We start from the raw sequence: 21,785 nt of genomic DNA on the forward strand, positions 1-21,785 counted from the left end.
TAAATTAACGAGGGATTAAGACTATTCCCTGGAAACGTGACAGACCGTCCTGCATTTACCGCGAATTTCCCCACAATGGCTTGTGACCCGCGCCACCATTGCATAGGCTTGCGCGATTGTTTCGCCTGTGCAGGTTGCAGGACCGCTTCGAGGAGATCACCGATGGGCTTGAATAACCAGTGGATGCAACGCGACCTCGCGGTGCTGTGGCATCCCTGCACCCAGATGAAAGACCACCAGCAACTGCCCCTTGTACCGATCAAGCGCGGTGAAGGCGTATGGCTGGAAGACTTCGAAGGTAAGCGCTACCTCGATGCGGTCAGCTCCTGGTGGGTCAACGTGTTCGGCCACGCCAACCCGCGCATCAACCAGCGCATCAAGGAACAGGTGGACCAGCTCGAACATGTGATCCTTGCCGGTTTCAGCCACCAGCCGGTGATCGAACTGTCCGAACGCCTGGTGGCGATGACGCCTGCAGGCCTGACCCGCTGCTTCTACGCTGATAACGGTTCGTCGTGCATCGAAGTCGCGTTGAAGATGAGCTTTCACTACTGGCTCAACCGTGGCCTGCCGGACAAGAAGCGCTTCGTCACCCTGACCAACAGCTACCACGGCGAAACCATCGCGGCGATGTCGGTGGGCGACGTGCCGCTGTTTACCGAAACCTACAAGGCGTTGCTACTCGACACCCTCAAAGTGCCGAGCCCTGACTGCTACTTGCGCCCCGAGGGCATGAGCTGGGAGGAGCACTCGCGCACCATGTTCCTGGCGATGGAACAGACCCTGGCCGAACACCACGACAGCGTCGCCGCCGTGATCGTCGAGCCGTTGATCCAGGGCGCTGGTGGCATGCGCATGTATCACCCGGTGTACCTCAAGCTGCTGCGCGAAGCCTGTGATCGTTATGGTGTGCACCTGATCCACGACGAAATCGCCGTGGGCTTTGGTCGAACCGGCAGCATGTTCGCCTGCGAACAGGCCGGCATCCGCCCCGACTTCCTGTGCCTGTCCAAGGCCCTGACCGGCGGCTACCTGCCGCTGGCCGCCGTGGTCACCACCGATGACGTGTACGACGCCTTCTACGACGACTACCCGACCCTGCGCGCCTTCCTGCACTCCCACAGCTACACCGGCAACCCGCTGGCGTGCGCGGCAGCGTTGGCGACCCTGGATATCTTCGAAGAAGACAACGTGATCGAAAACAACAAGGCCCTGGCCCAGCGCATGGGCAGCGCCACGGCCCATCTGGTGGACCACCCGCACGTGTCGGAAGTGCGCCAGACTGGCATGGTGCTGGCCATTGAGATGGTGCAGGACAAGGCGACCAAGACCCCCTACCCCTGGCAGGAACGCCGAGGCCTGAAGGTGTTCGAGCATGCCCTGGAGCGTGGCGCGTTGTTGCGACCGCTGGGCAGCGTGGTGTATTTCCTGCCGCCGTATGTGATTACGCCGGAGCAGATTGATTTCCTTGCCGAGGTTGCGAGTGAAGGCATCGATATCGCCACCAACAGCAAGGTCAGCGTTGCCGTGCCGAAGGATTTTCACCCAGGTTTCCGTGATCCGGGATAGTGTCCAAAATCCCTGTAGGAGCGAGCTTGCTCGCGAAGGTATTCCAGGCACATTACGGCGTCGGGTATACGTTTTTCGCGAGCAAGCTCGCTCCTACAGGAAGACAGAACGTGTGTATGCATAATTTTTCCAGAGAACAGAAATGAGACTGTCCCGCTTTTTCACCGACACTCCGCTGAGCCTCGGCGACCTTGAGCTGCCCGAAGCCCAGGCGCATTACATCAGCCGCGTGCTGCGCATGAGCGAAGGCGACGCCGTGCAACTGTTCGACGGCTCCGGCCAGGAGTTTCTCGGCAGCCTGCTGGAAGTCGGTAAAAAACGCGTCACCGTGCAACTGACGCAACGCTTCAACGGCCAGGCCGAATCGCCGCTGCACATCCACCTGGGGCAAGGCCTTTCCCGGGGCGAACGCATGGATTGGGCGATCCAGAAAGCCACCGAACTGGGCGTCAACGCCATCACCCCGATTTTCAGCGAGCGCTGCGAAGTGCGCCTCAAGGACGAACGCGCCGACAAACGCCTGCTGCACTGGCGCCAGGTGGCGATCAGCGCCTGTGAGCAATGCGGGCGTTCAACGGTGCCGGTGATTCACCCGCCGCTGTTGCTGGCGGACTGGTTGAAACAGACAGAGGCGGATTTGAAGCTGGTGCTGCACCCGGTGGCCGAGCCGATGGTCAGCCATGCCAAGCCTTCAAGCCTGGCCTTCCTGATCGGCCCTGAAGGCGGTTTGACCGACGGCGAAGTCGACACCGCCCAAGGCGCCGGCTTCCACGCCGCCCGCCTCGGCCCACGGGTTCTGCGCACTGAAACCGCGCCGGTGGTGGCGCTGTCCGTGGCTCAGCAATTGTGGGGCGACTTCTAACCCTCCCAGTGATCGTTCCCACGCTCTGCGTGGAAATGCCGCCTGTAACGCTCTGCGTTACGACGTTAAATGCGGACGCGGAGCGTCCAGGGATGCATTCCCACGCGGAGCGTGGGAACGATCTTGATGTTCAGGCGGCGCAGGGCGTCAGGCCCTGCATATCAATGGAAGGCGTGCGCTGATCGATGAGTTCGGCCAGCAGCTGGCCGCTGCCGCAGGCCAAGGTAAAGCCAAGGGCGCCGTGGCCAAGGTTCAGCCACAGGTTGCGATAGCGACTTGCACCGATCAGCGGCACCCCCGTCGGCGTGGCCGGGCGCATGCCGGCCCATTCGACTGCGTGGGTGTAGTCACCGGCCAGCGGGAATGTCTCCAGGGCCTGACGCTTCATCAGGGCCAGACGTTTGGGCTCAAGTCGACTATCGAACCCAACGATATCCACCATGGCGGCGACCCGCAGTTGGTGACCGATGCGCGCGTAGACGATCTTGCGGTCATAATCGGTGATGCTCAGGTTCGGCGCCCGATGCTGCGCGCCAATCGGCACACTCAGGCTATAGCCCTTGAGCGGATACAGCGCCAGCGCCAAGCCCGGCAAGCCCAAGTCGGCGCTGCGATGCCCGGCCGCCAGCACCAGTTGCTCCACCGGCATCACTTCGCTGCCCAACTCGATGGCCTGCACTGCGCCGTCGGCATGGCGGATCCCGGTGACCTTGCGCCCGAGCCTAAACGTGCAGCGCCCCGAAGCCTCCAGCCGCGCTGCCAGCCGTTGGCAGAAGGCATGGCAATCGGCGACCTCCTCGTTCGGCGTGTAGATACCGCCAACGAAATCACCCGCCGCCAATGCCGGCTCCAGCCGCGCGCAATCGCCCATGGACAGCACCTGCTGCTGCAACATGTCGGTGACCTTGCTGCGCGCATGCTCGAAGCTATTGGCATTACGAAACGTCACCAGCTTGCCGTTGCGTCGCCAATCGAAACCTTCCAGGCGGTCATCGATGCGCCACTGCTGCAAGGTTGCCTGGCTCAGGGATGCCAGGCGCAACAAGTGCGCGGCATTGCGCTTATTCACCGAACCCCGGCAGGCGGCCATAAAGGCTGCCATCCAGCACCATTGCCGGGGGTCGAGCCGTGGGCGCAATTTCAACGGTGAGTCACCGCGCAGCAACCAGCCAATCGCCTGCAGCGGCACGCCGGCATCCGCCAACGGCGCCACATAGCGATAGGACAACTGCCCGCCGTTGGCGAAGCTGGTTTCGCTGCCCAGGCTGTCGCGCGCGTCGATCACCGTCACCGCATGGCCTGCACGCACCAGCGCATACGCGCTCGCCAAGCCGATCACTCCACCGCCGATGATGCAAACCTGTGCAGCCATGCCAACCTCCGCCGTTGATTCAAGAAGGCTCAAGCCTAGAGGCAGGTGACAGCTCACCGACAATGAATAAAGATGGGTCACCTATAAATAAAGGTTATGGACTCGTCATGCGCTTGCGTCATATCGAAATCTTCCAGGCCATCCGCCAGACGGGTTCCATCAGCGCCGCCGCGCAGTTGCTGCATGTCTCGCAACCGGCGGTGACCAAGGTGTTGCAGCACGCCGAATTGCAGTTGGGCTTTGCGCTGTTCCTGCGGGTACGCGGCAAGTTGCAGCCCACGCCCGAAGCGCTGGCACTGGAAAGCGAAGTCGAGAAAGTCACCGCGAGCCTGCAAGCCGTAAGGCGCCTGGCCAACAGCTTGCGCCGCGAACCTGGGCAGAGTATTCGCATCGGCGCGATTCCGACGCTGGCGCTGTCGCTGCTGCCGCCGTCAGTCCTGGAATGGAAGCGCGATTACCCGGACATGGCCTGCGAACTGTCCAGCGACCATAGCCGCGAACTGGTGCAGAAGCTGTTGATGCGCGAGATCGACCTGGCACTGACGCTCAACTTCTCCGGCCATCCTGGGCTGACTACCCAAGTGCTGGCCAACGGTGTACTGGTGGCGCTGGCGTCCAAAGGCTATTGGCCGGATGCCGAACGGCATCAGCCCTTGCCGTTGGCCGAGCTGGCCGGAGCGCCGTTGATCGGCCTGTCCAGCGCCGACCCGCTGGCGGCGAAGCTGGGCAGCTACCTGGAAAATATCGACCCGCCGCCACGGGTGACGATCTCGGTGCAAACCTATTCCCTGGCGCGTGCGATGGTCGAATCCGGCGCCGGCCTGACCGTGATCGATCCGTTCACCGCGCTGGGTGCCTCAACGGCCACCACCCAGATCCGCACGCTCACCCCACCGCTGCCCATCACCCTCTACGCCCTGACCCGCGCCAACGAGCCACCGCCGCATATGCTGGCCAAGCTGCTGGAGATTTTCGGCAGTCGCGCCTGTGAATTGCTCGACCGCCTCTAAGAACACCCCAGGCCCACTGTGGGAGGGGGCTTGCCCCCGATAGCGGTGTGTCAGCCAGATAATTTATATCTGACAGAAAGCTATCGGGGGCAAGCCCCCTCCCACATTCGATCTTCGCTGCTTTGAGCACTGACTGACATTAGGGCTTGCCCCCTATTACACTCAAAGCACGTAATGCATGATCGCCACAAAATGCAGCAGGCTGCCGCCAATCACAAACAAATGCCAGATCCCATGGGAGTGCCGCAGGCGGTCCTCCAACGCAAAAAAGATAATGCCCACGGTGTACAACACCCCGCCCGACGCCAGCCAGATAAACCCTGCGGTGCCCAGCGCGGCGAGCAGCGGCTTGACCGCCACCAGCACGATCCAGCCCATCACCGCATAGATCACGATCGACAGGATGCGCGCCTCGGAGCGCGGCTTGATCTCCTGCAAAATGCCGATCACCGCCAGCCCCCACACAATCCCGAACAGCGTCCAGCCCCACGGCCCGTGCAGCGTCACCAGGCAAAACGGGGTGTAGCTGCCGGCGATCAACAGGTAGATCGAAAAGTGATCGACCTTCTGCATGATCTCTTTTCGCCGCCCCCGCACGCTGTGGTACACCGTCGAGGCGCTGTACAGCACGATCAGCGTAAAGCCATAAATCGCCACGCTGACGATCTTCCAGGGGCTGCCATCCAGGCTCGCCACCACCAACATCCACACAGCGCCCATGCACGCCGCGACAGCACCGAGCAAATGGCTCCAGGCGTTGAATCGTTCTCCGTGGTACATCTGTCACCGACCTCCTGTAACTCCAAGCACACGTGGACAAGCGTCCAGCCTTGCGCATCAGAGTGCAAGCGCGTTATGACGTTCCGACGACGCCGCGCCGTTTTGCGGGCACAATCGAGGGCATGCGAACCAGAGCCACGGCCATGTTGATCGACGAAGAATTCACCCTCAAAAAGCTGGAAATCTTCCTGGCATTCATGCGCACCGGCAACCTGGCCCGCGCCGCTGCCGAATTGCAGACCAGCAACGTCAGCGTGCACCGCGCCATTCATTCGCTGGAAAATGCCCTGCGCTGCCCGCTGTTCAAACACGAGGGCCGCAACCTGACGCCGCTGGAAAGCGCCTACGTACTCGAAGAGCGCGCGCAGAAGCTGGTGGCCGACGTGGTCGACAGCGTGCGCCTGACCCGCGAAGCCGCCGGTTTCTCCGCCGAACGTTTCAAGCTCGGCTCGCTGTATTCGCTGACGGTCAAGACCGTGCCGCAATTGATCATGGGCCTGAAAATCCGCCGCAGCGAACTGAATATCGACCTGATCCTGGGCTCCAATTTCGACCTGCTCTACAAGCTCAAGAACATGGAGGTGGACGCGATCCTTATCTCCCTGGATGAGCACGCCAACGACCCCGACTGCGAACAGATCGCGCTGTTTACCGACGACATTTTTCTCGCCACTCCGGCCGAATCACCGTTCGACCGCGAGCAGGAAATTGACCTGGCCGATGTGCGCGACGCCACCTTCATCACCCTCACCCAAGGCTTCGCCACCCATCAGGATGGCAACCGGGTATTCAAGCAGGCGGGGTTCGAGCCCAAGGTGGCGATGCAGGTCAATGACATCTTCACGCTGCTGAGCATGGTCAGCTCGGGGGTGGGTTATGCGCTGTTGCCGGGGCGGATCGCGGCGGTGTACGAGAACCGCGTGAAGCTGATACCGCTGCAGCCCAGGTATCGGTTGCAGCAGCATATCGGCGTGGTGTTCCTGAAGGCCAAGGAGCGCGATCCGAACTTGCTGGCGTTGTTGGCGGAGTGTCGGATGTATGCCAATCGCCAGGCTTGAGATCGCTATCGGGGGCAAGCCCCCTCCCACACTTGACCGAGTTCCACCATGAGAATGCGGTCAACATGTGGGAGGGGGCTTGCCCCCGATGAGGCCAGTGCAGACCCCACACATTCCGAATGTCAGCCCACCAACCCACGCACAATGAAGTACAGCAACGAAGGCCCAAGCAGGCAGCCCAACCCGGTATGAAACGTCGCCGTCAGCGCGCCATACGGCACCAAACGGCGATCCGTCGCCGCCAGCCCGGCCGTCACCCCGCTCACGGTGCCGGCCAGGCCCCCGAACACCATCGCCGAACGCGGGTTGTCCAGGCCCATCCAGCGCGCCGCCACCGGCGTGCCGACCATCACCAGGATCGCCTTGATCAACCCGGTGGCAATCGACAGCGCCATCACATCCGAGGTCGCGCCAATCGCCGCGCCGGTCACCGGGCCGACGATGTAGGTCACGGCGCCCGCGCCGATGGTGGTCATGCTGACCGCATCGCGATAGCCGAAGGCCCAGGCCATGCTCGCACCGACGATGAACGGCAAGATTGTGCCCAGCATCAGGGCAATCACCCCGATCATCCCGGCTTTGCGCGCCTCGGTGGCCTGCACTTCAAACGCCGTGGCAACGATGGCGAAATCCCGCAACATCGCGCCGCCCATCAGGCCGATACCGGAGAACAGTGCCAGGTCCGCCAGGCCCTTCTGCCCGCCCGTGATGGTGCCGCCTACCCAGGCCAGCACCAGGCCGATGACGATGGCAATCGCCGAGCCATGGATGCGCCCGAACGTCAGGCGCTTGGACAGCACCACCGAAATCCACATCACCACGCCCACAAAGGCGAACGCGGTGATCAGGCCATTGTGCTGCAAACCTTTTTCGATGAGGTCCCACATATCAGCGGCCTCCTGCAGCGAGGGTCAGCGGCTCTTCGGGCGGCAAAGGCTCGCCCCTGTGCGTGCGGCTGATCAGGGCAATGGTGCAACCACACACCACCACCGAACCGATGGCCGCCAGCACCGCCACCGGGCCGCCGTGCAAGGCGGTGACCACGTTCTGCTGCGCGGCCATCGCCACCACCACGGGGATATACATGGCGCCCCAGAAGCCCACGCCCATCTCGCAATCCTTGGTCATGCCGCCGCGCTTTTGCATCCACAACCGCGCGCAGATCAGCAGGATCATCGCGATGCCCACGCCGCCCACATTGGATTTGACCCCCAGCAACACGCCGAGCATGTCGCCCATGATCACGCCCGCGAGCGTGCAGATCGCCAGCAATGCCACACCGTAAATAATCATTGTTGTTGTCCTCAAAGTGCTCGTTCGAAATTGTTGTTGTTGTGCTTCGAAAGCCTTGGGTCGTGCTTTATCGGTGGCGGCGCTCCTCCTCTTGCAGCAGGGCCTGCAAGGTATCCAGGCGCGCGCCCTCGCAGGCGATCACCGTGCCTTGTTCGAAGACGCGGCGGGAAAGGCCGGTGAGCACCGCGCCCGGTGGCAGTTCGATCTGCAGACGCACACCACGCTCGTAGGCGCTTTGCACGGTGCCGCGCCAGTCGACGACGCGGCACATGTTGAAGGCCAGGTCATCGCGCAGTTGCTCAGGGTTGTGGATAGGCCGCGCGCGGGTGCTGCTCAGGTAAGTGATGCGCGGCGCCTTGAGCGGGACGAAGGCCTGGGCGAGGACCCTGGCCGGTGCGTCCAGCAAGGCGCAATGGGACGGCACGCTGACCGCCAGGCGCCTGGCGATGCCGTTGCCCTTGATGCGTTCTGCAACACGCTGCATCGCCGCGTCGCTGCCGGCAATGACCGTCTGGTTATCGGCATTGATATTGGCCAGGTACACCGGGGTCTGTGGGCTGTGGATTTCGGCGAGCAATGTTTCGACGGTGGATAACTGCGGGCCGATGATCGCGGTCATCCCGTAGCCCTGTGGATAAGCGCTTTGCATCAGTTCGCCGCGCAGGCTGACGAGTTTGATGGCATCGGCAAAGTCCAGTGCGCCGGCGATGACGGCAGCGGGATAGGCGCCGATGGACAGGCCCGCCACGTAGTCCGGTGTGTGCTGCAACAGACGCGCATGCGCCACGCCAGCCATCAACAGGCAAAGCTGGACGGCGCGCGTCGATTCAAGGGCCTGTGCCGAATCGAGCCGGCGCACGTCTTCACCCAGGGCAGCGCTGGCCTCGTCGAGGACGTCGACGGGCAGCGACTGGAGCATGCCGACTCGCTGGGCGCCCTGCCCCGGAAACACCAACAGGCTGCTCATGCCACGGCCTGCCAGGGGTCGACTACGAGGTGCGCGCCGTTGGCCGTTTTCAGCAGCACCCGGCGTGATGCACCCGCCCATTCGCGCAAGGCGACAGCGCCGAAGGAGGTTTGCAGTTGCAGGTCGACGCTGCACGGTGCGCTATCGAGCATCGCCAATAACGCGTGCGCCTGGTGACGCTCAAGCGGCTCGGGGGTGCGCAGGATCAAATCCAGATCGCTCGCGGCATGCAATGCTTCGATGCCGCTGGCCAATTCGAATCCGGCACTGCCGCTGACGCCCCAGTCGTTATGCGCCAACAGCGGCCGCAGTTGATCAAGTGCCCGCAGCGCCGGCACATCCCGTGGCGAGGTCACGTCCCGCAGGGCTTCGGGGACCACACGCCGTTGTACCGCGGCAATCGGCATCTGCGCGGCAAACCGCTGCTCACGCAAACGTCCCCGTACACCGACCGCCACATGGCCCGGCGCGACGACGGCGCGACGCACCACCACCGGATGGCCGGCGCTGAGCGCATCCACCACCCAGCCAGGCGCATCGGCGGGCAGATGGGCCGGGGTCATGCCCCAGAGCAAGTCGTGAGCGTTCACCATTGCTCCCGCAACAGTTGGCGTACGTGGCTGGACGCCGCACGATTGGACGCCCCCAGGCGCCCGCTCAGATCGGCGGTATCGATATCCTTGATCGCATTCATCAGGCAATCGCTGACCCGTGCCACGTCGTCTGCCGTGGGTTGTTCAATCTGGCTGACCGTCAGCGTCTCCCAGAGCAGCCCAAGGCTGGCATAACTGTCGATGTCATACGCCATCGGTGGCACGCTGGCAGCCAGGGCTTCGAGTTCTTCGACGCTGCGCAGGGTGACCCGCGCCGCCGAGGCCTTGCCCATGGCATGCACCATCACGCCGGGGTCGCGCAGGGCAATCAGGCGATTGGCCTGGTAACCGTGAGCGAGGAACGCGCCGGACATGGCCTTGCCCACCAGCAGCGCAATCACCGGGTGTCCGGCGAGACGGGCACGGGCGTAGCTGTCGGCGGCGGCGGCCAGGGCTTGATGGATGCCGAGGGCTTCTTCGCGACGACCGTAGGCTTGGCTGGGCACATCGACGATGGCGATCAGCGGGCGTTTGTCACCCCTGGCAATAGCGTCATCGACGGCCTTGGCGAGCCCCCAGCCTTCCAGCAAACCGACTTCGCCATTGCGTGCGCGCGGGAAGCGGTTGTTCGGGTCGGTGACCACGGCGAGAAAACGCACGCTCTGGCCGTTCAACTGGCCATCGGCGATCCTGAGCGAGTCAGGCAAGCCTTGCACCCGCGTTGCGCCGGCGCTTAGCGCGTTAAACCACTGCAAACCTCTCATGGGCGTTCTCCCTGATACAGCGCGCGCACCGTCGCCGGCTCGATTTGCGCTGTCGTATCCAGTTCGGCCAGGCGCGCCAGATAAAAATCAGCGCGGCGGCTACGCTGTTGTTCGGGCGCGCCTTGCTGCAACAGCGCGCTGACGGTCTGCTGGATCTGCGCCACATCGTCGGCCACATAACGGTCGGCCAACCCGCTGTTGAAGCGCTGTTCGCCACCCGTAAGGCTCCAGATAAACGGCCGGTCGCGGGAGTCGTATTCGGCCAACCCGGCTTCCTGCTCGATCACCTGCGGGCCATTCAAGCCCAGGCGCGCTTCACGGGTGACCACCAGATAGCTGCACAACCCTGCGGCGATGGACATGCCGCCGAAGCAGCCGACACTGCCCGCCACCACGCCGATTACCGGCTGGTACTGGCGCAGGTCGACAATCGCCGCGTGGATATCGGCAATGGCGGCCAGACCCAGGTTGGCTTCCTGCAGGCGTACGCCGCCGGTTTCCAGCAGCAGCACGGCGCGGGTCGGGATGCCGTTGCGGTTATCTTCAGCGGCCAGTTCCAGCGCTCCGGCGATCTTCGCGCCGCCGACTTCACCGAGGCTGCCGCCCTGGAAGTTACCTTCGATGGCGGCAATCACTACCGGCAGACCGGCAACGCTGCCTTTGGCGATGACCACCCCGTCATCCGCCTGGGGCACCACGCCCTGGCGGCTGAGCCACGGCGACATGACGCGTTGAAACGGGTCGATCAGCTCGCGAAAGGTGCCGGCATCCAGCAACGCCTTGGCGCGCTGCCGAGCACCGAGTTCAACGAAGCTGTGTTTGTTGAGCCAATCAGTCATGGCCGATCTCCTCGAAGCCTTGCTCCAGGCGCAAACGCACCACACCGGGCGTGGCGCCAAAATCGTGGATATCAATGTTCAGGGCCGGCGGCGTCTGCTCCTGGAAAATGCGTTCGAACAGGTGCTGCCAACGTTGCTCGGCGCCGTTCACCGAGGTCTGTACCTGGATGGTAAGCGTGCCGGCGGTGCCCGGTTCCAGCAGCACTTCAAGGTCGCCGGAGCCGACGCACCCCACCAGCGCACGGCCTTTTGGCGGCTGCCCGGCGGGGAATTCAAAGGATAAAGTCTCCATCACAACGCTCCGTCGAGGCGGTCGATAAACAGGCAGGCGGCCAACAGGTCGGCGGCGCCGCCGGGGGAGGCATTCAGGGCCAGCAGTTGTTGGTCCAGCGCGTGCAACTGGCGGCGACCGGCGAGGGTTGCGCTGCCGCCGGCGTCAAGCACGGCCTGGGCGCCCTGTTGCATGGCAGTCAGGCCGTCGTAGCCTGCGCGGTAGAGCACGCAGGTGTCGGCCAGCTCGGTCATGATCGCGAGCAAGGCGTCCAGGCGGGCGTTCTGTTCTCCGGCGTTTTGCTGGCGGCTCTTGTGCAGTTGCGGCAGGCCGCGTTGCATCACCGAAGGGAAGCCCAACTGTGCTTCTTGGCGGGCACCGCGTGCGCCGTAGCGTTGGGCGACCTGGGCGCCGTGGCTCAGGGGTTGCGGGGCGAAGCGATCATCGAGCAGAGCCAGTTTGGCTGCGGTCAGGGTTACGGTTCGTGGTTGCAGGGCCGCTGCTGCGGTGAGCAAGCCAAGGGCCCAGATCGCGCCGCGATGGGTATTTACGCCGTGGGTGGTGATGAGCATCGCTTGCTCGCCCTCACGACCTATACGGCCGAGCGCTTCACGCAGGGGCACACCGACTTCACCGAACTCAAGGGCGGCCTCGGCCATTTCCTTGAACATCGGCCACAACGACAGCGCCGAGGCGTGCATCAGGCCCAGGTGCAAATCGGTGTGAGCGCCGTTGCCGCGCCGGTCCACCAATGCGGGTTTGGGTGAGAGATCGGCTTCATCGATCAGCGCATCGACCGCCCTATCCGCCAGGCGATCGGCCAGGCTCACTTCATGCAGTTTGAGGGCGCGCATCTACCAGCTCCTGAATTTGGCGGGTGGGTTGTACAGGCCGCCGGACCAGTCCACCAGGTCCGCCACGCTCTTGGCGGCCAACAGCTCGCGGGTGGCGTCGGTGCGACGAATGCCCAGGTCTTCGGGCAGCGCAATCAAGCCTTCGCGGCGCATGCGGGCGGTGTCCTTGGGGTTGTGGCGCATACCGATGGCGGTGACCCCGGCGACGGCAGCGATCATTGCCTGGCGTTCTTCCAGGGAGCGCGCCTTGTACAGGTAGGCGATGCCTTCTTCGGTGAGCAGGTGGGTGACGTCGTCGCCGTAGATCATGATTGGCGCCAGGGGCATGCCGCTTTTGCGCGCCACTTCCACCGCGTCGAGGGTGTCGACGAAGGTCGGTTTGCCGCCTTCCTGGAAGGTCTCGACCATTTGCACGACGAGTTTTTTGCCGCGTTCGAGCAAGGCTTCGGGCGCATCATCGTGGCGCATGTCCAGCCAGGCCGGTGTGCCGTGGCGGCGACCGCGTGGGTCGTGGCCCATGTTCGGCGCGCCGCCGAAACCGGCGAGGCGGCCACGGGTCACGGTGCTGGAATGGCCGTCGCCGTCCACTTGCAGGGTGGCGCCGATAAACAGGTCCACGGCGTACTGGCCGGCCAGTTGGCAGAACATGCGGTTGGAGCGCATCGAGCCGTCGCGGCCGGTGAAGAACACATCCGGGCGTGCGGCGATGTAGTTTTCCATGCCCAGTTCAGTGCCGAAGCAATGCACGCTTTGCACCCAGCCGCTTTCAATCGCCGGGATCAGCGTGGGGTGCGGGTTGAGGGTCCAGTTGCGGCAGATCTTGCCCTTCAGGCCCAGGGATTCGCCGTAGGTGGGCAGGATCAGTTCGATGGCGGCGGTGTTGAAGCCGATACCGTGGTTGAGCGACTGCACATTGTGTTTTTCGTAGATGCCACGGATCGCCATCATCGCCATCAGCACGTGTACCGGCTTGATGTGACGCGGATCACGGGTGAACAGCGGCTCGATATAGAACGGCTTGTCGGCCACCACCACGAAATCCACCCAACTGGCGGGGATGTCCACGCGCGGCAAGTCGGTGACGTCGTCCACCAATTGGTTGACCTGCACGATCACGATGCCATCGCTGAAGGCAGCGGGTTCGATCAGCGCGGGGGTGTCTTCGGTGCTGGCGCCGGTGTAGATGTTGCCGGCGCGGTCGGCCATGAAGCCGGCCGAAAGCACCACGTTGGGAATCAGGTCCACCACCAGGCGCGCATAGAGTTCGATGTAGGTATGGATCGCGCCGATTTCCAGCAGGCCGTCTTCGAGCAACTGGCTGATGCGCAGGGATTGGGTGCCGGCAAAGGAGAAATCCAGCTTGCGTGCGATGCCTTTTTCAAACAGGTCCAGGTGCTCGGAACGCCCGACGCTGGGCATGATCATGTGCAAATCGTGGAGCTTGGCCGGGTCGGCCTTGGCCAGGGAGCGCGAGAGGAAGTCGGCCTGCTTCTGGTTGTTGCCCTCCAGTACCACACGGTCGCCGGGAAGGATCAAGGCTTCAAGGGCCTCGACGATCTTGTCACTGGGCAACACCGCCCCGTCTGCATACTGTTTGACCAGCCCGAGCCGCCGCTGCTTCTCGTCGCGCCGCCGCGTCCAGCGCGAGTCGGGGGTGATGGTTGTTGTCATGGTTGCTCCACGGGGGGTTGCTGTCGTGGGCTGTACCTTAGGAGTGAATGTGGAGGCTATCAATCAAGCAGGGCAGCAAACCATTACGCCTGGAGTAACAAAGATAAAAATGTGGGAGGGGGCTTGCCCCCGATTGCGGTGGGTCAGCTAATAGATATGTGGCTGATACACCGCTATCGGGGGCAAGCCCCCTCCCACATTTGCTCAGTGGCGCCTGTTAGATAGCGGTCCCAATCAAGGACCGATCAGTCCCTATTTGGGACCGCTTTAAAATTCCGGCGAAGGACTGACTTGCTCCAGCGCTCTATCGACCAGCAACTGCCCCAACTCTGCCATCTGCTGAATTCCAAGCATGATGGCGCGCTGGGAGGTGTCCAGATCGAAGGCCAGGGTGCAGGTAAGCGCGTTGAGGGAGGACAGGGTTTCGCTGGCGTTGACCAGCAGGGTTTCGGTGTTTTGGTGAGGGTTTACGGTGAAGAGGGGTGGATTGGGGGTAGGTTTGATCATGATGAAACTCCTAAACAGTCAGTAAGGAGCGCCACCGTTCGCTTGCACGCGAATGAGGGTGGCGACCGTGCGCAGGTGTGCAAGACCGGGCCTGTTTAGGACACCCAGCAGGTCCGAAGACCTCCTGCGCGCAGCCGCCATAAAGCAGCGAGCACAAAAAACGCCCGTGGTTGGCTGGGCGTTCGTACGCCTAAACAGTTTCGTCGGACTTGCACGTCCGTGTCACCGTTTTTTGCGATGACGTGACGAAGACTAGGCGCGCGGACTTCTCACCACAAGTTCATGCATGGCCCAAAATCTTGCGGGAAAAATCCGAAGGCCACACCCAATGTCATCCTTCCGATAGGCAGCAAAGAATGCTCCGACAGGCTTTTCAGGTTGTTGCTCGGAACTCGCCTCTCTAGTCTTTCCCATCCGAAAAGTGGTAACTGGCGCATCATTTTTCGGATGTTCGACGACCAGGTCGAACTGGTCGACTATCTTGACTACCACTGAGTAGAGGTATTGATATGGGTATGCACAACCCACCTCACCCAGGTGAAATATTGCTTGAAGATGTAATTCCTGCCTTGGGCATTACCATTACTGAAATGGCACGACGTCTTGGCTTCGCCCGCGAGACTTTTTCAAGGATTTGCATGGCCACGCCCCGGTCAGCCCGGACCTCGCCGTCCGGTTGGAACGGGCCGGTGTGAGTACAGCCCAGTTATGGTTGTCGATGCAGAGTGCCTACGACTTGTGGCAGGCCGAGCATCGGGAGCAGCCGGTGATTGAGCGGTTTGCGCGGATTGATTGAGAATGGAGAAAGTGGGAGGGGCTTACCCCCCATAGCAGTGGGTCAGCTAACACATTTCTGGCTGATACACCGCTATCGGGGGCAAGCCCCCTCCCACATTTGATAGCAGCCCCCGAGAAGTTCATGCACAGCCCGACATCTTGCAGGAAAATTCCGAAGCCACCCGCAGTCTGTCAAACACCGATACTTTAATGTGGGAGGGGGCTTGCCCCCGATGGCAGTGGGCAAGCCAGAGATTTATCAACTGACACTCTGTCATCGGGGGCAAGCACCCTCCCACAGTCGATCTTCATAGGTCTCAAGCTCAAGCCAGGCCGGACTCGGCCAGCAGCGCTTCAAGCCCCATCAGGTCCGGCACCTTCGCCACATGCTCGCCCACCTGCACCGCCGCCAGTTCCAGCGGGCACAGCGGTACGTCCACGTAGCTCAATTCGCTGTCGAGTTTGTACGAGCGCGGAATGCCCTGGATCACCACTGCGATGAACTTAAGCGTCGGCCGCCCGCCCAAGGTGTTCAACACCACGATCCTGGAGCGTTCGCCGGTCACGCTGGCTTCGCCGCACACGGCTTCGAAGCTGATCAAGGGTATGTGCCGATCCCGCCAGGTGACTTCGCGCAGGTACCACGGCGGTGCATCGCTGGCCGGTTCGCCGCGCTGGAAGTCGATCAGTTCGGCCACCGCGACATTCGGCAGGATCAGGTGACGATCAGCCAACGGCAGCAACAGCCCGGTGAGTTGGCTCGCGCGGTGGTCAAGCATGGGACTTGCTCCAATAAGCGATGCTCTCGAGCAATACCGACTCCTGGTACGGTTTGCCGAGGTAGTCGTTGACGCCGATGGCCATGGCGCGGTCGCGGTGTTTCTGGCCGGTGCGCGAGGTGATCATGATGATCGGCAGGCGCATCAGGCGCGGGTCGTTGCGCACCTGGATCGCCACTTCAAAACCGTCCATGCGCGGCATTTCGATGTCGAGCAGCATCAGGTCCGGGGTGTGTTCTTCGAGCAGGGCAAGGGCGTCGATGCCGTCCTTGGCGGTCAGCACGTTCATGCCGTTGCGCTCCAGCAGGCGGCTGGTGACTTTGCGCACGGTGACCGAATCGTCCACCACCAGCACCAGCAGCGGGCGCTTTTTCAGCGGGTCGTTGAGGGTCAGTGGCGTGTCCACCGACTGCGCCGGCAACGCCGGTGGTCGCGCGCGGATGTGCGCCAACAGGTCGATAATCAGCACCACGCGCCCATCGCCCAGGATCGTCGCGCCGGACAAGCCCTGCACCCCGGCAAACTGCGGCCCCAGGCCCTTGACCACGATCTCGCGCGTCCCTGCCATGGCATCCACATGCACCGCCACATGCCGCTCGTTGCACTGCATCAGCAACACCGGCACCGGCTGGTACTGGCCGAGCAGCTTGGGACGACTGACGGTGTGCAACAGGTCGCCGAGGTAAAACAGTTCGTAGCGTTGGCCGGCGTATTCATAGCGCGGCGGGTCCTGCTGGTAGTGCCCGGCCAATTCATGGGGCAGCACACGCACCAGGCCCTCAATGGTATTGAGCGCAATCGCGTATTGATCGTCCGCGCATTGCACCATCAGGGCCCGATTGACCGACACGGTAAACGGCAGGCGAATCCTGAAATGCACGCCCACGCCCGGGATCGAGTCGATCACCATCGAGCCACCGAGCTGGCGCACTTCCTCATGCACCACGTCCATGCCCACGCCGCGTCCGGAAATCTGGGTGATCTTTTCCGCCGTGGAAAACCCCGGTTGCAGGATGAACTGCAGCACGTCGCGGTCGCTGATCTCTTGATCGGGGTCGAGCAGGCCGCGCTTGATCGCCTTGCGGCGCACGGCTTCAAGGGGCACCCCCGCGCCGTCGTCGCGCATGTCGAAGACGATATCGCCGCCTTCGTGGGTCAGGTCCAAGGTGATGCGGCCCTTCTCTGGCTTGCCCGCCTGCAGGCGCACCTCGCGGGACTCAAGGCCATGGTCGACGGCGTTGCGCAGCATGTGTTCCAACGGCGCCGCCATACGCTCCAGCACGTTGCGGTCCATCTCGCCCTCGGCATTGCCGATCACGAATTCCACGTCCTTGCCCAGCTCATCGGCTACCTGGCGCACGATGCGCTTGAGGCGCGGCAGCATGCGCTCGAACGGCACCATGCGCGTGCGCATCAGGCCTTCCTGCAATTGGGTGTTGATGCGCGCCTGTTGCTGCAACAAGTCGTGGGCGTCCTGGTTGCGGCGCTCGAGGGTTTCCTTGAGGTCGAGCAAGTCGGAGGCGGATTCGGACAGCGCGCGGGACAATTGCTGCAATTGCGAATGGCGGTCCATTTCCAGCGGGTCGAACTCTTCGTAGCCCAGGCGCTCGGCCTCGGCCTGCTGGCGACTGAAAAGACCGCTCTGGGTTTCGCTGTCGAGGCGGCGCAGCTGATCGCGCATGCGCTCGATGGTGGTTTCTACCTCTGTGAGCGCGGTGCGCGCATCGTTGACCTGCTGCTCGATACGGCCACGGAAGATCGAGGTTTCGCCGGCCAGGTTGACCAGGTCGTCGAGCAGTTCGGCGGAGATCTTCACCATGTCGGCAGCCGGATCGACCACCGTCTCCGCCTTACCCGCCGGCAACGCCACCGGCACCACCGGCTCTTCGCCCGGGTGCACCAGGCTCTTGATGCGCTCGATCAGCTTGTCCACCGAGCCCACCGGCAAGCCGTCCGCCACGGCGTCGATCATCTGCGCCAGGCGGTCATGGCAACCCTGCAACAACGCGAACAGTTCGGGCGACGGCGCCAGCAGCCCGGCGGACAGCCCTTCGTAGAGAAACTCCAGCTCGTGGGCCAGGTCGCCAATCGGGCCGATCTCGACCATGCGTGCGCCACCCTTGAGGGTGTGCAGGTCACGCAGCAGGGTTTCGACCTCCTGGCGGTTGCCGGGCTCGGCCTGCCAGCGCAGCAATGCACTGCCTGAACTGTCGAGAATATCGGCAGCTTCCTCGAGGAAAATATCCAGCAGCTCGGGGTCGGCGCCCGAGGGTTGCGGCGCTGCAACCGGGGCCGTCGGCAGACTGCTCTGGCGCAGTTCGCGCAACCTGGCGACCAGCTCAACACTGTCGCTCAACGGCTGCTGCCCGAGCAGCTCGTCAAGTTGCAAAGCCAGGCGTTCATGACTGGCCATCAGTGCCTGGGACAGCTCGGTGGAGTAGCTGTAGCGACGGTCCACCAGGCCTTCATAGACGCATTCCAGCTCCTGGGCCAGATCGCCCACCGCGTCGATTTCGGCCATGCGCGCGCCGCCCTTGAGGGTGTGCAAGTCGCGCTGCAACGAGGACAACGGCGCCATGCCCTCGGGCTCCAGCAACCAGCGCTTGAGGGACTGCCCGGCGCTGTCGAGGATATCCACGGCCTCTTCAAGGAAGATGTCGACGATCTCGTCGTCCATCGCCGTGTGCCGGCTCAGTTGCTCGGTCGCGGCGCCCAGCTCGGCGATGCTCGGGGCGCGGTTGCCGTCACGTGTGATCAGGCCGGTGGCGGACGGATCGAGGGCGTCATCGAGCAATTCGCGCAGGGCCTGGACCCGTGCCGGCGCCGGGCTGATTTCCTGCCCGGCTGCCAGTTGGTCGAGCATGGTGATCAACGCTTCATGGGCCTGCTCGGCCTCATGGAAAAACCGTTCGCTGACCGCCAGGCTGCTCTCTTCCACCGCGCCATACAGGTCGAGCAAGGCTTCGCACAGTTGATCGATAGGGTGCAGGTCGGCAAGGTGCGCGCCCTCGCCCAGGGTGGTCAGTTCGTCCAGCAGCGCGGTGAGCTCCTGGCGCTCGCCGGGGTGTTGCTGCCAGCGACGCAGCAGGCTTTCGGCGTCGAGCAGGATGTCCATGCCCCGGGCCAGGAAGTTGGTGATCAGGTGCGGATCGCGCTTGACGTGCGGGCCGGTGCTGGGGCCGTTGAGCAGTGCTTCAAGCTGTTGGTCCAACAGGCTTTGGGTGCGCTTGATCAAGTCCGCCGCGCCCTTGATCGGCGCCAGGGGATGGCTGTCCAGTTCACGCAGCCCGCGCTGGAACACGCTTTCGGCTTCCAGCAACAGCTCGACTTCATCCAGGTCCAGCGGCAGGCGATGGGCCTTGTATTCGCGGGTCAGGTGGTCGAGGGGCCGCGCCAGTTCGGCCATGGGCAACACGCCGGCCATGTAGGCGCTGCCCTTGAGGGTGTGCAGGGCGCGTTGCAGTTCATCGGTAACCTGCAGCGGCACGTGTTCGGCGGCCTGTTGCAGGAACTGGTTGAGGCTGTCCAGATGGCTCTGGGCTTCGTTGCGGAAGATCTCCAGCAGCATCGGGTCGTGCGGTTCGGCAACCGCTACCTGTGCGCCGCTGGCCAAGGCGTGGGCGCGGGCAGCGAGGGCGTCGACCTCATCGCGCTGGCGCTGTCGGCCGGTGGCGAAGTCGGCGATCAGCTCCGGCAGCAACGCCACCGCTTCGTCCAGCACCTGCCGCACCTCGGGGCCGATCGCCACGCTGCGCTCCAGCACGCGATTGAGCAGGTTTTCCACGGCCCAGGCCAGCTCGGCCACGACCAGGGCGCGGACCATACGGCCGCTGCCTTTCAAGGTGTGGAAGGCACGGCGCATTTCGCCCTGGGCGGTTTTGTCCGTGCTGGCGGGCAGGTAGCGGTGCAGCACCTCGAGTACTTCGTCGGTTTCCTCGAGGAAGACCTCACGTAACTCGTCGTCGATCGGCTCTTCATCGGGCGGGGGCGGCTGCAAACTGCCCGGCCGTTGCAGGGCCGGCGGGTTGAGGCGCGAGGTGGGGCTGGCCAGCGCATCGAATCGGGATTGGCTTGGCGCAGTGTCGCTGACCAAGGCACCCTCGGGCGCAGCCAATGCCTGGCGCCAGGGCTTTTCCACCGGCAGGTAGCCCAGCGCGCTCAAGGCCTGGGTGGCCAGTTCCAGCACCTTTTCTCCCGCAGCGTCGGGGTCCTGGAGCATGCGTTCCAGGTAGTATTCCAGGCTGCTGATCACATCGGCAAAGTGCGCCAGCTGCGCCTGCTCGGGCGCGCTATCGTTGACCATCAATTGCTCATCGACGTAAACGGTACACCCACGCATCAGGCTCGCCGCGCAGGGCAGTGGAATCATCGCCAGGGCGCCGCGCACCTGGCTCAACAGCTCAGGCAGGGATTCCAGGCGCTGGCGATCCCAGTCGGCCTCGATGCAGTCGATCACCAATTCCTTGGCCTGGCGCAGGCACTGGCAGGATTCGCGGATCACCAATTGGTGGATCTGGGTCAGGTCGGTGGTCGGCAGGCGGCTGTCTTCACGGCTTTGCGGTTCGACGGTGCCGACCATTCCGGCCAGCGTGGCCTCGACGTAGAGCAACGCCCCGGCGACGTCCATCAATACGGCGTCACTGGGTTCACGCTGCCCCTGGACCAGGCTCAATACCACGGCAAGCTGGTCGATGATGACTTTGCGCGGCTGGCCGAAACCGAGCACCGCCAGGGTGTCGGCGATCTGCCGCAGCGGCGCCAGCAACGGGTCGAGGTCCTGGGTGTGCTGGCGGTCGCTGCGCACGAACAGATCGAGGCGTTCCTTGACCCGTACCAGCTCCTCGCACAAGGCGCCGAGTACCGAGCCCATGGCGTTGCGGTCCGGCCCGGCCAGGCGCGCACGCTCGGCATCGACCACGGCACTGTCGGGCAGAGCCTCATCCAGACCGTAGCGTTCCTTCAGGCTCTGCATGCGCGGCGTCGGCCGAGTGACTTTGGCGACGTAGAACAGCAGGCTCTTGAGCAATTCATCCGGCGCCGGCTGGTTGATCCCGCCGATGCCCTGCGCCAGCAGGCGCTTGAGTTGCTTGCCGCTGGCCTTGAGCAGGCTGCGCAGTGCCGGGCTGTTGGCGATCACGCCCGTCAGCATGCCTTCGACCAGCGCTGAGGCGACCTGCCACAGCGGCAACAGCGGCGCGCCCTGGCACAGCGCTTCCAGGCGCGCGAAGACCCGCGCCATGTCTTCCAGGTTGCTCGGCCCGTGGTCCTCGCGCAGCAACCCGGCCAGGGCCTGTTGCAGCAGTGCGTGCCATTGGCGCAGTTGCGGGTGAAGGTCCGGCGGTGTGCGTTGAGTCAGTGCGTCATCGGGCAGCGGCGCGATGGTCAACAATTGTGGACTGAACAGGCTGGTCTCCGACAGCAGGCTTTCACCGCGGGCGCTGCGCAGGTCGTTGAGCAGCGGTAACACCACCAGCGGCAGGTCGCGACGGGCACTGTGCACACGGTCCAGGTACAGCGGCAATTGGCCGAGGGCCTGTTGCAGCAGGCGGATACCTTCGTCGCGCTGGCCGACGTGCCCGGCCTGCAGCGCCAGGGCCAGGGCTTCGATCTCTTCAGCCAGCAGCGCCGCGCCGTAGAACTCGACCATCTGCAGCGCGCCATGTACCTGGTGGATGCCGGCCAGGCACGCCTCAATGGCGTCGCCGGTTTCAACGTAAACGTCCAGCGCCGAACGGGCCTGCTTCAGGGTTTCGGCAATGTCGCCCTTGACCCATTCGAGGGCCACGTAGTCGTGCCGATCAACCATAACTGCTCCGCTT

Annotated in this window: 18 protein-coding genes and 1 pseudogene; 5 read left to right on the top strand and 14 right to left on the bottom strand. The window is 63.5% G+C overall.

Translation table 11 applies throughout. The features are described from left to right. Positions 1 to 162 precede the first annotated feature (162 nt). Both BOP93_RS25175 and BOP93_RS25180 read left to right on the top strand, forming a co-directional pair. Positions 163 to 1,569 (top strand): adenosylmethionine--8-amino-7-oxononanoate transaminase, encoded by a 1,407-nt coding sequence (locus tag BOP93_RS25175; protein WP_104504998.1) that lies wholly within the window; start codon positions 163 to 165, stop codon positions 1,567 to 1,569. Positions 1,570 to 1,711: 142 nt separating this feature from the next. After that, positions 1,712 to 2,431: a 16S rRNA (uracil(1498)-N(3))-methyltransferase gene (locus BOP93_RS25180; RefSeq protein WP_104504999.1), complete on the top strand. Its 720-nt coding sequence runs from the start codon at positions 1,712 to 1,714 to the stop codon at positions 2,429 to 2,431. 130 nt (positions 2,432 to 2,561) lie between these two features. Here the strand turns inward: BOP93_RS25180 and BOP93_RS25190 are convergent, their stop codons facing one another. After that, complete coding sequence (locus BOP93_RS25190) at positions 2,562 to 3,803, bottom strand: D-amino acid dehydrogenase (protein ID WP_104505001.1); 1,242 nt, start codon at positions 3,801 to 3,803, stop codon at positions 2,562 to 2,564. A 107-nt stretch (positions 3,804 to 3,910) separates the two neighbouring features. Here BOP93_RS25190 and BOP93_RS25195 point away from each other — a divergent pair, with 107 nt between their 5' ends. Next, the gene (locus BOP93_RS25195; RefSeq protein WP_104505002.1) at positions 3,911 to 4,813 is read left to right on the top strand and encodes a LysR family transcriptional regulator; all 903 of its coding nucleotides are present in this window, start codon (positions 3,911 to 3,913) and stop codon (positions 4,811 to 4,813) included. 162 nt (positions 4,814 to 4,975) lie between these two features. On the opposite strand, the gene trhA is transcribed toward BOP93_RS25195, so the two are convergent. Beyond that, complete coding sequence (trhA, locus tag BOP93_RS25200; protein WP_065895755.1) at positions 4,976 to 5,593, bottom strand: PAQR family membrane homeostasis protein TrhA; 618 nt, start codon at positions 5,591 to 5,593, stop codon at positions 4,976 to 4,978. 143 nt (positions 5,594 to 5,736) lie between these two features. Between trhA and BOP93_RS25205 the strand changes: the two genes are divergently transcribed. Further along, the gene (locus tag BOP93_RS25205) at positions 5,737 to 6,651 is read left to right on the top strand and encodes a LysR family transcriptional regulator (RefSeq protein ID WP_065891557.1); all 915 of its coding nucleotides are present in this window, start codon (positions 5,737 to 5,739) and stop codon (positions 6,649 to 6,651) included. 122 nt (positions 6,652 to 6,773) lie between these two features. On the opposite strand, the gene madM is transcribed toward BOP93_RS25205, so the two are convergent. The 10 genes from madM to BOP93_RS25255 form a co-directional block, all read right to left on the bottom strand. Then, positions 6,774 to 7,538, bottom strand: coding sequence for a malonate transporter subunit MadM (madM, locus tag BOP93_RS25210; RefSeq protein WP_104505003.1), 765 nt, complete (start codon positions 7,536 to 7,538; stop codon positions 6,774 to 6,776). Between the two features lies 1 nt (position 7,539). Next, positions 7,540 to 7,944 (bottom strand): malonate transporter subunit MadL, encoded by a 405-nt coding sequence (gene madL / locus BOP93_RS25215; protein WP_104505004.1) that lies wholly within the window; start codon positions 7,942 to 7,944, stop codon positions 7,540 to 7,542. A gap of 67 nt (positions 7,945 to 8,011) precedes the next feature. Beyond that, complete coding sequence (gene mdcH, locus BOP93_RS25220; protein ID WP_104505005.1) at positions 8,012 to 8,911, bottom strand: malonate decarboxylase subunit epsilon; 900 nt, start codon at positions 8,909 to 8,911, stop codon at positions 8,012 to 8,014. Then, entirely contained in the window at positions 8,908 to 9,504 is a 597-nt protein-coding gene (locus BOP93_RS25225) for a malonate decarboxylase holo-ACP synthase (protein WP_104505006.1), read from the bottom strand. Before BOP93_RS25225 ends, mdcH begins: the two co-directional genes overlap by 4 nt. Continuing rightward, complete coding sequence (mdcE, locus tag BOP93_RS25230) at positions 9,498 to 10,268, bottom strand: biotin-independent malonate decarboxylase subunit gamma (RefSeq protein ID WP_104505007.1); 771 nt, start codon at positions 10,266 to 10,268, stop codon at positions 9,498 to 9,500. The genes BOP93_RS25225 and mdcE overlap by 7 nt, the downstream gene beginning before the upstream one ends. After that, positions 10,265 to 11,107: a biotin-independent malonate decarboxylase subunit beta gene (locus BOP93_RS25235; protein WP_104505008.1), complete on the bottom strand. Its 843-nt coding sequence runs from the start codon at positions 11,105 to 11,107 to the stop codon at positions 10,265 to 10,267. Before BOP93_RS25235 ends, mdcE begins: the two co-directional genes overlap by 4 nt. After that, positions 11,100 to 11,399 carry a malonate decarboxylase subunit delta gene (locus BOP93_RS25240; RefSeq protein ID WP_032884109.1) on the bottom strand — a complete coding sequence of 100 codons (300 nt, stop codon included), beginning with the start codon at positions 11,397 to 11,399 and terminating at the stop codon, positions 11,100 to 11,102. Before BOP93_RS25240 ends, BOP93_RS25235 begins: the two co-directional genes overlap by 8 nt. Further along, positions 11,399 to 12,232: a triphosphoribosyl-dephospho-CoA synthase gene (locus tag BOP93_RS25245; RefSeq protein WP_104505009.1), complete on the bottom strand. Its 834-nt coding sequence runs from the start codon at positions 12,230 to 12,232 to the stop codon at positions 11,399 to 11,401. Before BOP93_RS25245 ends, BOP93_RS25240 begins: the two co-directional genes overlap by 1 nt. Beyond that, positions 12,233 to 13,903, bottom strand: coding sequence for a malonate decarboxylase subunit alpha (mdcA, locus tag BOP93_RS25250; protein ID WP_065885368.1), 1,671 nt, complete (start codon positions 13,901 to 13,903; stop codon positions 12,233 to 12,235). It abuts the gene before it with no gap. 267 nt (positions 13,904 to 14,170) lie between these two features. Further along, a complete protein-coding gene (locus tag BOP93_RS25255; RefSeq protein ID WP_065885367.1) occupies positions 14,171 to 14,410 on the bottom strand; it encodes a DUF6124 family protein in 240 nt (79 codons plus the stop codon). A 509-nt stretch (positions 14,411 to 14,919) separates the two neighbouring features. Here BOP93_RS25255 and BOP93_RS25265 point away from each other — a divergent pair. Continuing rightward, a pseudogene (locus BOP93_RS25265) lies at positions 14,920 to 15,206 on the top strand (HigA family addiction module antitoxin). Between the two features lie 304 nt (positions 15,207 to 15,510). Here BOP93_RS25265 and BOP93_RS25270 read toward each other — a convergent pair. Further along, entirely contained in the window at positions 15,511 to 15,966 is a 456-nt protein-coding gene (locus BOP93_RS25270; protein WP_104505010.1) for a chemotaxis protein CheW, read from the bottom strand. Beyond that, the gene (locus tag BOP93_RS25275; RefSeq protein ID WP_104505011.1) at positions 15,959 to 21,772 is read right to left on the bottom strand and encodes an Hpt domain-containing protein; all 5,814 of its coding nucleotides are present in this window, start codon (positions 21,770 to 21,772) and stop codon (positions 15,959 to 15,961) included. The genes BOP93_RS25270 and BOP93_RS25275 overlap by 8 nt, the downstream gene beginning before the upstream one ends. Positions 21,773 to 21,785 lie beyond the last annotated feature (13 nt).

Origin of the sequence: Pseudomonas orientalis, from assembly GCF_002934065.1 — a bacterium.
In the GTDB taxonomy this organism is placed as follows: domain Bacteria; phylum Pseudomonadota; class Gammaproteobacteria; order Pseudomonadales; family Pseudomonadaceae; genus Aquipseudomonas; species Aquipseudomonas orientalis_A.

What these genes read in the sequence shown, in the direction of transcription:
- BOP93_RS25175 (WP_104504998.1), top strand. Translation starts at nt 163, where the DNA reads ATGGGCTTGAATAACCAGTGGATGCAACGCGACCTCGCGGTGCTGTGG.
- BOP93_RS25180 (WP_104504999.1), top strand. Translation starts at nt 1,712, where the DNA reads ATGAGACTGTCCCGCTTTTTCACCGACACTCCGCTGAGCCTCGGCGAC.
- BOP93_RS25190 (WP_104505001.1), bottom strand. Translation starts at nt 3,803, where the DNA reads ATGGCTGCACAGGTTTGCATCATCGGCGGTGGAGTGATCGGCTTGGCG.
- BOP93_RS25195 (WP_104505002.1), top strand. Translation starts at nt 3,911, where the DNA reads ATGCGCTTGCGTCATATCGAAATCTTCCAGGCCATCCGCCAGACGGGT.
- trhA (WP_065895755.1), bottom strand. Translation starts at nt 5,593, where the DNA reads ATGTACCACGGAGAACGATTCAACGCCTGGAGCCATTTGCTCGGTGCT.
- BOP93_RS25205 (WP_065891557.1), top strand. Translation starts at nt 5,737, where the DNA reads ATGTTGATCGACGAAGAATTCACCCTCAAAAAGCTGGAAATCTTCCTG.
- madM (WP_104505003.1), bottom strand. Translation starts at nt 7,538, where the DNA reads ATGTGGGACCTCATCGAAAAAGGTTTGCAGCACAATGGCCTGATCACC.
- madL (WP_104505004.1), bottom strand. Translation starts at nt 7,944, where the DNA reads ATGATTATTTACGGTGTGGCATTGCTGGCGATCTGCACGCTCGCGGGC.
- mdcH (WP_104505005.1), bottom strand. Translation starts at nt 8,911, where the DNA reads ATGAGCAGCCTGTTGGTGTTTCCGGGGCAGGGCGCCCAGCGAGTCGGC.
- BOP93_RS25225 (WP_104505006.1), bottom strand. Translation starts at nt 9,504, where the DNA reads ATGGTGAACGCTCACGACTTGCTCTGGGGCATGACCCCGGCCCATCTG.
- mdcE (WP_104505007.1), bottom strand. Translation starts at nt 10,268, where the DNA reads ATGAGAGGTTTGCAGTGGTTTAACGCGCTAAGCGCCGGCGCAACGCGG.
- BOP93_RS25235 (WP_104505008.1), bottom strand. Translation starts at nt 11,107, where the DNA reads ATGACTGATTGGCTCAACAAACACAGCTTCGTTGAACTCGGTGCTCGG.
- BOP93_RS25240 (WP_032884109.1), bottom strand. Translation starts at nt 11,399, where the DNA reads ATGGAGACTTTATCCTTTGAATTCCCCGCCGGGCAGCCGCCAAAAGGC.
- BOP93_RS25245 (WP_104505009.1), bottom strand. Translation starts at nt 12,232, where the DNA reads ATGCGCGCCCTCAAACTGCATGAAGTGAGCCTGGCCGATCGCCTGGCG.
- mdcA (WP_065885368.1), bottom strand. Translation starts at nt 13,903, where the DNA reads ATGACAACAACCATCACCCCCGACTCGCGCTGGACGCGGCGGCGCGAC.
- BOP93_RS25255 (WP_065885367.1), bottom strand. Translation starts at nt 14,410, where the DNA reads ATGATCAAACCTACCCCCAATCCACCCCTCTTCACCGTAAACCCTCAC.
- BOP93_RS25270 (WP_104505010.1), bottom strand. Translation starts at nt 15,966, where the DNA reads ATGCTTGACCACCGCGCGAGCCAACTCACCGGGCTGTTGCTGCCGTTG.
- BOP93_RS25275 (WP_104505011.1), bottom strand. Translation starts at nt 21,772, where the DNA reads ATGGTTGATCGGCACGACTACGTGGCCCTCGAATGGGTCAAGGGCGAC.